At 66.3% G+C, this 11,755-nt stretch carries 8 protein-coding genes and 1 pseudogene; 5 read left to right on the top strand and 4 right to left on the bottom strand.

Translation table 11 applies throughout. From position 1 onward, the window contains the following. Positions 1 to 132: 132 nt before the first annotated feature. Positions 133 to 1,326, top strand: a complete 1,194-nt coding sequence (locus tag J2W68_RS08440; RefSeq protein ID WP_310234592.1) for a cation:proton antiporter — start codon at positions 133 to 135, stop codon at positions 1,324 to 1,326. Positions 1,327 to 1,830: 504 nt separating this feature from the next. On the opposite strand, the gene J2W68_RS08435 is transcribed toward J2W68_RS08440, so the two are convergent. From J2W68_RS08435 to J2W68_RS08425, 3 genes are all read right to left on the bottom strand, one after another. Then, entirely contained in the window at positions 1,831 to 4,443 is a 2,613-nt protein-coding gene (locus J2W68_RS08435) for a TonB-dependent receptor plug domain-containing protein (protein WP_310234590.1), read from the bottom strand. A gap of 439 nt (positions 4,444 to 4,882) precedes the next feature. Further along, on the bottom strand, positions 4,883 to 5,692 hold the full coding sequence (locus J2W68_RS08430) for a formate/nitrite transporter family protein (RefSeq protein WP_310234587.1): 810 nt from the start codon (positions 5,690 to 5,692) through the stop codon (positions 4,883 to 4,885). A 106-nt stretch (positions 5,693 to 5,798) separates the two neighbouring features. Further along, positions 5,799 to 6,671, bottom strand: coding sequence for an AraC family transcriptional regulator (locus J2W68_RS08425; RefSeq protein ID WP_310234583.1), 873 nt, complete (start codon positions 6,669 to 6,671; stop codon positions 5,799 to 5,801). Positions 6,672 to 6,810: 139 nt separating this feature from the next. On the opposite strand from J2W68_RS08425, the gene J2W68_RS08420 reads away from it, so the two are divergent. From J2W68_RS08420 to J2W68_RS08410, 3 genes are all read left to right on the top strand, one after another. After that, a complete protein-coding gene (locus tag J2W68_RS08420) occupies positions 6,811 to 7,566 on the top strand; it encodes an SDR family oxidoreductase (protein WP_310234581.1) in 756 nt (251 codons plus the stop codon). Between the two features lie 502 nt (positions 7,567 to 8,068). Then, the gene (locus J2W68_RS08415; RefSeq protein ID WP_310234578.1) at positions 8,069 to 8,509 is read left to right on the top strand and encodes a DUF2231 domain-containing protein; all 441 of its coding nucleotides are present in this window, start codon (positions 8,069 to 8,071) and stop codon (positions 8,507 to 8,509) included. Further along, positions 8,506 to 9,930, top strand: a complete 1,425-nt coding sequence (locus tag J2W68_RS08410) for a PQQ-dependent sugar dehydrogenase (RefSeq protein WP_310234575.1) — start codon at positions 8,506 to 8,508, stop codon at positions 9,928 to 9,930. The genes J2W68_RS08415 and J2W68_RS08410 overlap by 4 nt, the downstream gene beginning before the upstream one ends. Positions 9,931 to 10,224: 294 nt before the next feature. On the opposite strand, the gene J2W68_RS08405 is transcribed toward J2W68_RS08410, so the two are convergent. After that, on the bottom strand, positions 10,225 to 10,629 hold the full coding sequence (locus J2W68_RS08405; RefSeq protein WP_310234572.1) for a RidA family protein: 405 nt from the start codon (positions 10,627 to 10,629) through the stop codon (positions 10,225 to 10,227). A gap of 137 nt (positions 10,630 to 10,766) precedes the next feature. Between J2W68_RS08405 and J2W68_RS08400 the strand changes: the two are divergent. Beyond that, positions 10,767 to 11,692: pseudogene (locus J2W68_RS08400) on the top strand (LysR substrate-binding domain-containing protein). Positions 11,693 to 11,755 lie beyond the last annotated feature (63 nt).

The raw sequence follows: 11,755 nt of genomic DNA, 5'->3' as shown, positions 1-11,755 counted from the left end.
CAGCACGTCACCAGCCATGGACCGCTTGAGACCTGCACTGTCATCAGCTGCGATACCCACTTGGCGGCGATCCACCTGGCTCCCCATACTTCGCCGTCCGCAGATCGCGGCCAGGCCCAGGACGATCCACCAATGCATGCCGTCACCACCATGGAAGTGTTCCTGATCGCGATGGCGATCATTTTCTGCGTGCCGTTCCTGATCTGGCGGCTGGGCCGCACCGACTACGTCGCGCCGCTGGTCGTGGTGCAGATCATCACCGGCATCCTGCTGGGGCCGGGCATCCTCGGCGCGGCGTTTCCAGGCTATTACGCGTTCGTGTTCACTCCGGACGTGGTGACCATCCTCAACGGCCTGGGCGCGTGGGCGGTGATGCTGTTCGTGCTGATCGCCGGTATCGAGCTGGACCTGAGCAAGGCCTGGACCAACCGCCGCGAGAGCGGCATTACCGCGGGCCTCGCGCTTGGGGTGCCGCTGGTGTTCGGCGCACTGGCGGCGGTCGGCATGCTGCGCTTTCCCGGCTGGATCGGCGCCGAGGGCGCCAACTGGCAGTTCATCGTCGGCGTGGGCATGGCCTGCGCGGTGACCGCGTTGCCCATCCTGATCCTGCTGATGGAGAAGCTCGACATCCTGCGCCAGCCGATCGGCCAGCGCATCCTGCGTTACGCCAGCCTCGACGACATCGCCATCTGGGGTGTGCTTGCCCTGGTCCTGGTGGACTGGGAGCGCATCGGTCGTCAGGTGGGCTTCCTGCTGGCGTTCGCGGTCGCCTGCGTACTGTTCCGGCGCCTGATGCGCGCCATTCCGGAGCGCGACCGCTGGTACGTGATGCTGATCTGGCTGGCGGTCTGCGCGTTCGGCGCGGACTGGTCGGGCCTGCATTTCATGGTGGGCGCGTTCCTGGCCGGCGTGGTCATCGATGCGGACTGGTTCGACCAGGACGACATGGACCGCCTGCGCCACAACGTGCTGCTGGTGATGATGCCGGTGTTCTTCCTCAGCACTGGCCTGCGCACCGAATGGAACGTGGGCGGCGCCACCGTCTTCATCGCCGCCATCGTGCTGCTGGTGGCCTCGGTGGCCGGCAAGCTGGCCGGCGTGCACATGGCCGGCCGCATCCTGAAATGGCAGCCCGGCGAAGCTTCGCTGATCGGCTGGCTGCTGCAGACCAAGGCGCTGATCATGATCATCTTCGCCAACATCCTGCTCGACAAAGCCATCATCTCCAGCGCCACGTTCACCGGGCTGCTGCTGATGGCGGTGATGAGCACGATGCTGACGATTCCGATGGCGACGCCGCGGTTGCGGAAGATGGTGGGGAAGTAGGGGGCTTTCGCGGGTGGCGCCAGCAATCGCGCCTCCAGAAATCTCCAGCACAGGGCCAGAAATATAAGGCGCGTTTTCTGATCGATTGGGATCGTTCGATACCCGCCTTCAGCGCGCTTGTCGTACGACCCTTTGATTTCAGTGACGCGTAATCAGGGCGATTCGTGCCGAGCCATCCGTCGCTGGCGGGACAAGTTGCCAGTCGTGGCTGGGTGCTTCACGCGAGTTGTCTCGGCTGCGGATCACGGCTTGACGTATGTCTACACGTGGCTTCCCGATGTCCAAGGAGCAGGGAACTCCATGGAGATTGGCTTGCCGATGAGGCTCGTTGAAGGCCTGCGTCAGGCGGGTGTTTCCGCAGGCGCACGCGGGCACTGCCATTGCATCCAACCGAAGCTGAGCTCGGAACTGGAAATGCCCGCAGCATCAGCTGCGGGCATTTTGAGTCTCTATCCACCCAGGAAATTGTGGAAGCGATGCGTCATTGCAGCATGCAGCTGTCGGCTAGAACTTCCAACCCACCCGCGCGTAATAGAACCCGCCGTTGAAGCCGTACGGCGAATGCACCGGGTACTGGGCGCCGGCGATGCCGCCCCAGGGGTTGTCGTCGGGCACCTTGTCGAACAGGTTCTGCGCGCCTAGGTTGACGTAGAGGCCGGAGTCGAAAGTCCAGCCGATCTCGGCATCGACGATCACTGCGCTGTCGTCGTAGATCGGCAGGCCGCCGTCTTCGATCGAGATCACGGCGCTGTCCAAGTGGTCCTCATACCACGAGCTGTAGTAGCTCAGACGCAGATTGGCGTGGAAGACGTCGCGCTGATGGTTGACGCTGAAATAGCCCTTGGTGCGCGGCAGCGATTCTTCCAGCTTGTACACGCGGGCCTCGTCGACGAAGTCCGGGTTGAAGCGGTCGACCTCGGTGCGGTTCCAGTTGCCGGCCAGCGAATACGTGGTGGTGCCGCCGAAGTGGTCGCTTTCAAAGCTGGTCACCAGGTCCACGCCGGTGGTGGTGGTGTCGAAGGCGTTGCCGAAGTAGGTGACGGAGGTCAGCGACGCGGCCTCCGGATTGCCGGAGGCGACCAGCTGGGCGCGTTCGGCGTCGGTGAGGTCGAAGCTGGAACTCAGGGCGATGCGGTCTTCCACTTCGATGCGGTAGGCGTCGGCGGTGACCAGCCAGTTGCCGCTGTTCCACACCGCGCCCAGCGAGAAGTTGGTCGACTCTTCGGGCGTCAGCGGCTGCGCGCCCTTGATCGCGGCGATGGGGTTGGTCGGCGGCAGGGTAGCGATGTCGGTCAGGCCGGTGCCGGCGAAGGCGGTGGTGATCTGGCTGATGTTGGCCTGGCCGGGCGTGGGGGCGCGGAAGCCGGTATTGACCGCGCCGCGGATCGCAAAGCTGTCGGTGAAGTCGAAGCGGCCGGTCAGCTTGCCGGTGGTGGTGTTGCCGAAATCCTGGAAGTCTTCGTAGCGCACCGCAGCGGCCAGCAGCAGTTGCTCGGTGAACTGGGCTTCTGTGTCGACGTAAACGGCGTAGTTCTCGCGTTCGAATTTGCCGGCGGTGCGCGGGCTGAACCCGTTGAAGCCGTTGGAGCCCAGCGCGAAGCCCTGGGTCGTGAGCGGCCCGATGCCGGTCGAGGCGGCATCGCCTGCGATGATTTCGAAGCTTTCCTTGCGCCACTCGGCGCCAGCCGAGAAGCGCAGCCGCTGCGCGGTGAACGTGGTTTCGAAATCGCGGCCGACATCGAAGTTGACGCCGGAATCGGTCTGCACATTGCCGCCGGGGCTGAAGCGGAAACCGGCCGGCTGGTCCGGGCCGAGCGAGGCGTTGACGGTGTTGTAGATCTGGAAGTCGATCTCGTTGCGGCCGTAGGTCACACTGGCATCCCAGTGCCAGGCATCGCCGAACAGGCCTTTGACACCCGCGACCACCGAGCTGTCTTCCAGCTTGCCGCCAAAGCGCGGGGTGAAGCCGCCGGGGAATATCGACAGGAAGCTGAAGCAGTTGGCGGGCATCGATGACGCCGCCGCGCCGACCACGCTGTAGGGCAGCAGGTTGCCCGCGCCATCGCGCAGCGCGATGGTGGGGCAGCCGCCGGCGCCGGTGAGATCACCCACCAGCAGGGTCTCGCCGCCATCGTTGGAATACACGCCCGAGCGCGAGGTCGCATCGCGGTAGTAGAAGCCGCCGTCGATGCTGCGCTTGGCGTAGTTGCCGAACAGGTAGAACTCCAGCGCGTCGGTTTCCAGGCCCAGGTTGGCGACGAACTTGATGTCGTCCTTGATCTCCGGCGAGCCCCAGATCTGCGAGGGATTGGCGATGCCCGGATAGCCGGCGGCGTCGGCCGCGGCGGCGTCGTCGCGCTGCACGCTGCGTGAGGTCGCATCGGCCTGGCGCCATTCGGCGGTCAGCGTGGCAAAACCGCGCTCGGTCAACGGCAGGCCGATCTGCGCGCTGTAGGTGGTGGTGAAACCGTCGCCTTCGTAGAACTGGCCGGCGAAGGCTTCGACGGTGCCGCCTTCGCGCAGTTTCTTCAGGCCGAAGTTGATGACGCCGGCGATGGCATCGGAGCCGTATTGCGCGGCCGCGCCGTCGCGCAGCACTTCCACCTGCTCCAGCGCCAGCGAGGGGAAGACCGAGAGGTCCGGCCCCTGCGCGCCGTCGGACAGGCCGTGGCCGAGGAAGGTGATGACCGCCGAGCGGTGGAAGCGCTTGCCGTTGACCAGCAGCAGGGTGTTGTCGGGCGGCAGGCCGCGCAGGTTGGCGGGCCGTACCAGGCTGGCGGCATCGTCGATGGGAATGGTGCTGACGTTGAACGAGGGCACCAGCACGCGCAGCTGGTCGAGCGCATCGGTCGCGCCCTGATTGCGGAATTCCTCGCTGCTGAAGATGTCGATAGGCACGGCCGAGGACGACACCGAGCGTGGCTGGCTGCGGCTGCCGAGCACCGATACCGTCTCCAGCGTGGCGGCGCCTTCGATCTCCGGGGGGTCTTCCTGCGCGCCCGTCTGGGCGAGAGCCGCACTGCTGCTGATCAAGATTGCGCTGGCGAGCGCCAGTCGAACGGCCGACGCCAACGGCGCCTGCGTGAATCGCGAACGTGGTGCCTGATTGATCTGCATGCTGCATCCCTGGAGTGTTGGTGGGGTCGGTAATGGACTTCCTGTTGCGACTTGTGGACGGGGCAGCTTTGCTGCGCCGCAGCAATCGTTAACAGCTATTAACTCGACAGGCAACAAAAAAAACATCAGACCGTCACAAAGTGACGGAAATGGGATGTGCGTTCGTCCTCCAGCGCGGAGTTGATTGCAGATGAAATCGAAATGCGGGCGGGCGGCCGAATGGGGCCCGGTCATGTGTGCATGCGCACGCGCCGGCGCGACGCCGCCGTCATCAAAGGGCGTGGCTACGCTGTTAGCGGGTGGTGACCAGACGCGCCGATCGGGCGGGATTGGGTGGGCACGCGCCTGCGGCCACAGCCCGGTCAGCGCGATGCCGCTGCATGCTGAGCGAAGCCCCGATTGCGGGCAGCTCGATTGCCCGTAGGCGGACGGTCAGCGATTACTTGCCGCGCAGATACAAGGCCCAATACCCCAGCCCGATCACGCCGCCTCCCACGATGTTGCCGAGCGTCGACCACAGCAGATTGGCGCCTGCAGCCCCCCATGACAGTCCGGCCGGCATCGCTGCGTCCGTCGTCGCCTGCACCAGAAGGCCCAGCGGCAACAGCGACATGTTCGCGATCGAGTGCTCCAGGCCCAGTGCGACGAACGCCGCGACGGGCGGCACGATCACCGCGACCTTGTCGACAGCGGACTTCGCCCCGGCGGCCATCCACACGGCCAGGCACACCAGCATGTTGGCGAGGGCGCCGCTGGCGACGATGCTGCCGGCGGACTTGGACGTCTTCTCTGCCGCGAGTTCGATCGCGGATGTGGCGAAAGCGCCGTCGCCTGCGAGATGCAGACCGGCGCCGATGGCGAGCAGCGCGAGCAGCAGGGCGCCGACGAGGTTGGCGAGCCAGACCAGGCTCCATGCGCGCAGCAGTTGGCCAGGGCCGATGCGTTGTTGCGCCAGCGGCAGGGTCATCAGCGTATTGCCGGTGAACAGCTCGGCGCCGGCCAACAGGACGAGGATCAGGCCGAGCGCGAAGCCGATGCCGGCGGCGATCTGGGTCAGACCAAAGGGCAGGTCGCTGGCGCCTGCGCCGATCAATACAGCGACGAGGCTGCCGAAGCCGATGTAGGAACCTGCCAGCAGGCCAAGGCCGATCATCCTGCCCGCAGGAAGCGTGGCTTTTTCGACACAGGTGTCGGAGATCGCGGTTGCGATGTCGTCGGGCAGAGCGATGACGGGCGAGGGGTCGGCCATGCGGGCGCATCCGTTCGAAAGAGCGTCCAGCTATACGCAAGGCGCGGTGAAGCAGGCGGCCACGACGCAGGTTCGGGTTGGTGAGTGGTGCGTGCGCGGCCTGTCGTCAGCCGGGGGCAGCGCGCGCATCCGTCACAGGCGGGCGGCCGAACATGCGTCCGTATTCGCGGGTGAACTGGGGCACGCTCTCGTAGCCCACCGCGTAGGCGGCGCTGCTCGCAGGCATGCTTTGCGACTGCATCAGTCGGCGCGCTTCGATCAGGCGCAGGCGCTTCTGGAACTGCAGCGGCGACAGCGAGGTGATCGCCTTGAAATGACGATGGAAGGACGAGGCGCTCATGCCGGCTTCGGTGGCGAGCGCTTCGACGGGCAGTCGCCGGGTGTAGTCGCGGCGCAGCAGTTTCACCGCGCGGGCGATGCGTTGCACGTGGCCGTCGGGCCAGCCCAGACGGCGAATCGCGTGTCCGTGGCGGCCGGCGAGCAACCAGTAATGCAGCTCGCGGACGCGCTGGGCCTGCAGCACGGGCAGGGCGTGGGGCTGCTCGAGCAATTGCACGAGGCGCAGTGCGGCGTCGGCGACTTCGGGTTCGGTGGGATGCACGCGCACCGGGCCGGAATCGTCTGCGGGCGGTGGCCCCATCTGCGCGATGAGATCGGTGATGACGGCCGGGTCGAGTTCCAGCACCAGCGAGTAGTAGGGCGCGGCGGCGCTGGCACGGGTGATCTGGCTGACGGTGGGAATGTCGGCGCTGATCAGCAGCGAATGGCCGGCCGCGAACTCGAAGGCGCGGGTGCCGAAGGTGACGCGCTTGCCACCCTGTTGCACCAGACACAGCAGCGGGCGCTGCACGTCGTGCATGAGCTCGCTGGGCGCAAGCGCGCGCACGGCCATCAGCCCGGGAATCGGCGAGGGGGCCAGGCCAGCGGCGCCTGCATGGGCATCGGCGTGGCGGCGGACAGCTTCGAGCAACGAGGACATGCGGGGATCGTAGCGTTCGCGCGGGCGGGGCGGTCGAGGTGCGGCAGGAATGGGCAAGGGTTGCGGAGGTTCCGGCAACGCCCCAGGCGGTGCGGGGCGCAGCCTGTGCGTCGTCTTCCAACCGTTACAGGAGCTCTCGATGACCACAATTTCTCTCGTCACCGGCGCCAGCCGCGGCCTGGGCCGCAATACCGCCCTTGCCATCGCACGGGGCGGCGGCGATGTGGTGATGACCTACCGCAGCAAGGCCGACGAGGCGCAGGGCGTCGTCGCCGAGATCGAAGCGCTGGGCCGCATGGCAGTAGCGCTGCAGCTCGATACCGGCGACGTGCACGCGTTTCCGGGGTTCGTCGAACACCTGCGTACTGCGTTGCGCGAGCGCTGGCAGCGCGAGGCCTTCGACCATCTGATCAACAACGCCGGCCATGGCGACACCGCGCCGATCGCCGACACCACGCCTGCGCAGTTCGACCGGCTGGTGGACGTGCACTTCAAGGGTGTGTTCTTCCTGACCCAGGCGTTGCTGCCGCTGATCAACGACGGCGGACGCATCGTCAACATCTCGACCGGGCTCACGCGCTTCGCCTATCCCGGCTATGCGGCATACGCGGCGACCAAGGCGGCGGTGGAAACGCTGAGTGTCTACATGGCCAAGGAATTCGGTGCGCGCGGCATCGCGGTGAACACGGTGGCGCCGGGTGCGATCGAGACCGACTTCGGCGGCGGCGCCGTGCGCGACAACCCGCAGATCAATGCGCACCTGGCGGGCATCACTGCATTGGGCCGCGTCGGCGTGGCGGACGACATCGGGCCGATGATCGCCTCGCTGCTCGGAGATGCGAATCGCTGGGTCAATGCGCAGCGGATCGAAGTGTCGGGCGGGCAGGCGATCTGAGGGCGCTTGAGGGGCTGCGCCCGGGTTGAGGATTGCCGCGAGGGCGACCCTCACCCAACCCCTCTCCCAGCGGGAGAGGGGCTCTCGACGCCAGGCCTGAAATCCATGCACCGGCTTCTCTGGATTGTCGAACAAGCCGAGGGCAGCAGGCCGCTTCCAGCCCTTCTCCCCCTGGAAGAAGGGTCGGAATGAGGGCGGCTCTTGGTTTCGGCGCAGCGCAGGGCTGCAAGAAGGCAGATCGCCCGGTGATGGGAGGGGCATCCTGGAATGGTGGGTTGTCGCGAGTCTCCAACCCGAATCGCGCAACGCCCGCTGCCGGAAGGACTTCTGATTCCGCGCGCCAGCCCGCGAATGGGGCACGCGTTCTCAGGACGCAATTCAACGCCCGGGGGCATCTCGACGCGGCGCATTCACTACGCCTTGCGCTCCGATGCACGAGGGTTGCGGGTGCACCACGCCGTCGATCGGCGCGCCTGGTCCCTTGCCTACAACGAGACTTCCGATGGATACCCACCCCGTAATCGTGACGCAGCCGTACCGGCCGCTGCACCCGTTGCACCTGTTGCTCGCCGGCAGTGCATTCCCGCTGTTTCTGGGCGCGCTGATCGCCGATATCGCATACGCGCGGTCGTATGAGATCCAGTGGACCAACTTCGCGTCCTGGCTGCTGGTCGGAGCGCTGGTGTTCGCCGTGATCGCGCTGGTTTGGGCGCTGGTGTCGCTGCTCACGCCAACGGCGCGTACGCGCACCCGTTTCATCTACGTGGGACTGCTGGCCCTGACCTGTCTGCTCGGCTTCCTCAATTCGCTGGTCCACGCCATGGATGCCTGGCAGAAGATGCCGCAGGCGCTGGTGTGGTCGGTGCTGTGCGTCGTGTCGATCGGGGCGAGTCTGTGGTTCGCGCTTGGCGGCACCTTGCGTCGCCCGGAGGTGCTGCCATGAACCGTCTGCATTCGAAGCGCACGAAGTCCGCGCTGCTGACGCGCGCCCTGGTGCCCGCGCTGGCGCTTGCCCTGGTCGCATGTGGCGGTACGCCGGACGAAACCTATGTCGGACCGTCGCCGGATCTGCCCAAGCCGCAGCGCGGCCTGTTTCCGACATTGAAGATCTCGCTGCCAGCCGAGTGGGGTGACGAACTGCCGACGGTGCCGGAGGGCTACGAGATCGCGCCGATCGCCGACAACCTGCTGATCCCGCGTCAGATGCTGGTGCTGCCCAATGGCGACATTCTGGTGGCCGAAGGCCGCGGCGGCCGCGCGCCGAAGCTCACGCCGAAAGACATCATCGCCGGCTTCATCAAGTCGCGCGGCAATACCCAGGTCGAGAGCGGCAATCGTCTGACGCTGCTGCGCGACACCGACGGCGATGGCACGTACGAGAACCGTTCGGTGTTCGCCGATAATCTCGACGCGCCCTATGGCCTGGCCTTCGGCAACGATTCGATCTATGTCGCCACCCAAGACGCGCTGTTGCGCTTTGCCTACACCGAAGGTGCAGTCAACGCGGGCGCCGCGCCGCAGGAGATCACCAAGCTGCCGGCGGCGATCAATCACCACTGGACCAAGGCGCTGACGATCAGTGCCGACGGCCGCTATCTCTTCGTCGGCATCGGCTCGGACAGCAACATCACCGAGCGTGGCCTGGCGGTCGAAGAGAGCCGCGCAATGGTCTGGCAGGTGGACGCCCAGACGGGTTTCCACCGCGTTTTTGCAACCGGTCTGCGCAATCCGACCGCGCTGGCGATGCAGCCGGGCATGGACCAGTTATGGGCGGTGGTCAACGAACGTGACGAGATCGGCGACGAGCTGGTGCCCGACTATCTGACCAGCGTGCGACCGGGCGGCTTCTACGGCTGGCCTTACAGCTACTGGGGTCAGAATGTCGATGAACGCGTGCGTCCGCAGAAGCCGGAGAAGGTTGCCTCGGCGATCACGCCGGACTTTGCGCTGGGCTCGCACGTCGCCGCGCTGGGCGTCGCGTTCTCGACGCCTGCGATGGGCGCGCAGTTCGCCAACGGCGTGTTCGTCGGCCAGCACGGCAGCTGGAACCGCAATCCTCCGGTGGGCTACAAGGTCTCGTTTGTGCCGTTCCGCGACGGCAAGCCGTCGGGTGAAGCGATCGACTTCGCGACAGGCTTCCTCGGCGAAGACGGCAAGGCACGTGGTCGCCCGGTCGGCGTGACGGTTGATCCGCGCGGCGCGTTGCTGGTGGCGGATGATCTGGCCAACACCATCTGGCGCATCACGCCGACGGGTGGCGCACCGGGCGCGCCTGCGGCACCGGCCACGCCGGCGACGACCGAGACTGCGCCCGCACCTGCGGCAGCGCCGGCTCCGTCGGGAGCGACGCCGCCCGCGGGTTGAGTGCGTTCGTCATGCTGTGAATGACAAAGGGCCCGAAAGGGCCCTTTGTTTTGCAGACTTCGATGCGCAACAGGAAGGCACGCCATGCTTGCGCGTCATCCCGGCGAAGGCCGGGCTCCAGTGCCTCTGCACGCATCAATCGACGAGCAGAATCATCAAGGCGATTTTTGCATCTGCAAGCGCAGTCGCTGGATGACCAGCGGCACCCGCTGTCGCGAAGCACTTCCGGCTCGGGGATGACGGCAAGGCAGGTGCAATGTCCGCCCGAGTTCTGCGCCCGGCCTACCACGCCGGTCACCCAGCAGTACGTTCCGGCAGCTTCGCCACCACCTTGATCTCGAAATCGAAGCCGGCCAGCCACGTCACGCCAACCACCGTCGCGGTCGGAAACGGCGCCTCGCCCCAGTACTCGGGCACGATGTTCCATGCGCGTTCGAAGCGGTGCGCCGGGTCGACGATGAAGAACGTCACGTCGACCACGTCGTCGAACGTGGCGCCTGCTGCGGCCAGCACGGCGTTGAGGTTGTCGAACGCGCGGCGCACCTGCTGGTCGAAGTCCGGCTCGGGCGAGCCATCCTCGCGGCTGCCGACCTGCCCGGAGACAAACAGCAAGCCATTCGAGCGGACGGCAGGCGAGTAGCGGTGCTTCTCGTACAGCGCATGGCGACCGGCGGGGAAGACGACGTCACGTGTGACCATGAAACTCTCCAGTGGGGCGAGCAGCCCCGGATGTCTGTGATGGTTCCAGTCTGGGGACACGCCCCCACGCGATAAACATGCAGCGCTGTCCAGCACTGTTCGTAGAATCCAAACAATCTTTCGCAATTGGACCGCCGATGGACCGTTTCGATGCGATGCAGGCGTTCGCGCGCGTGGTGGAGGCGGGCAGCTCACCAAGGCGGCCGAGACACTGCACATGAGCCGGACCACGGTGACGCAGTTGGTGCAGCAGCTCGAGGCGCGGCTGCGGGTGAGGCTGCTCAACCGCACGACGCGGCAGGTCAACGTGACCGCCGACGGCGCGGCGTACTACGAGCGCGTGGTACGCCTGCTGGCCGACATGGACGATGCCGAGACCAGCCTGTCGAGCGCGTCGGCCGCGCCGCGTGGCCGGCTGCGCGTGGATGTGCCCAGCCCGTTCGCGCGGATGATCCTGGTGCCGGCACTGCCGGACTTCCACGCGCGCTATCCCGACATCCAGCTGGATCTGGGCGTCAGCGACCGGCGCGTGGATCTGATCGGCGAGAACGTGGACTGCGTGGTGCGCGGGGGCTCTATCACCGACCAGTCGCTGATCGCGCGGCATGTCGGCGACCTGCAATTGGGCGTGTATGCATCGCCTCGGTATCTGCAGCGCATGGGCACGCCGGTGCACCCGCGCGAACTGGACGATACCGCCCACCGCATCGTCGGTTTCCTGTGGGCCCGCACCGGCAAGCCCTTGCCGTATGCGATGCATCGAGGCGATGAGCGCGTGCAGGCGCAGGGGCGCTACGTGGTGGCGCTGGATGACGGCAATGCCTACCTCGCTGCCGGGCTCGCGGGCATGGGCGTGCTGTGGCTGCCGGCCTACATGGCCAAGCCGCATGTCGCGAGCGGCGAGCTGGTGACGCTGTTCGAGGACTGGACGCTCGATCCGATGCCGATGCATATCGCGTTCCCACCGAACCGGCACGTGAGTGCCAAGCTGCGGGTGTTCATCGACTGGATGGTCGAACTGATGGAAGCGCATGCACCGGTCATGCGAGCACCGTTTCGGTAGGCGCAATTCCGAAAATAGATCGGTGCCCCCGCGACTTCCGGCGTCACCTCAACCCCTCTCCCA

Source organism: Luteimonas terrae (genome assembly GCF_031457535.1).
GTDB lineage: Bacteria > Pseudomonadota > Gammaproteobacteria > Xanthomonadales > Xanthomonadaceae > Luteimonas > Luteimonas terrae_A.
The sequence above is the reverse complement of the archived record's forward strand: the minus strand, read 5'-3'. Positions and strand labels throughout refer to the sequence as shown.

Bases quoted from the DNA above. Each gene is read 5' to 3' on its own strand.
- J2W68_RS08440 (WP_310234592.1), top strand. From the start codon at position 133: ATGCATGCCGTCACCACCATGGAAGTGTTCCTGATCGCGATGGCGATC.
- J2W68_RS08435 (WP_310234590.1), bottom strand. From the start codon at position 4,443: ATGCAGATCAATCAGGCACCACGTTCGCGATTCACGCAGGCGCCGTTG.
- J2W68_RS08430 (WP_310234587.1), bottom strand. From the start codon at position 5,692: ATGGCCGACCCCTCGCCCGTCATCGCTCTGCCCGACGACATCGCAACC.
- J2W68_RS08425 (WP_310234583.1), bottom strand. From the start codon at position 6,671: ATGTCCTCGTTGCTCGAAGCTGTCCGCCGCCACGCCGATGCCCATGCA.
- J2W68_RS08420 (WP_310234581.1), top strand. From the start codon at position 6,811: ATGACCACAATTTCTCTCGTCACCGGCGCCAGCCGCGGCCTGGGCCGC.
- J2W68_RS08415 (WP_310234578.1), top strand. From the start codon at position 8,069: ATGGATACCCACCCCGTAATCGTGACGCAGCCGTACCGGCCGCTGCAC.
- J2W68_RS08410 (WP_310234575.1), top strand. From the start codon at position 8,506: ATGAACCGTCTGCATTCGAAGCGCACGAAGTCCGCGCTGCTGACGCGC.
- J2W68_RS08405 (WP_310234572.1), bottom strand. From the start codon at position 10,629: ATGGTCACACGTGACGTCGTCTTCCCCGCCGGTCGCCATGCGCTGTAC.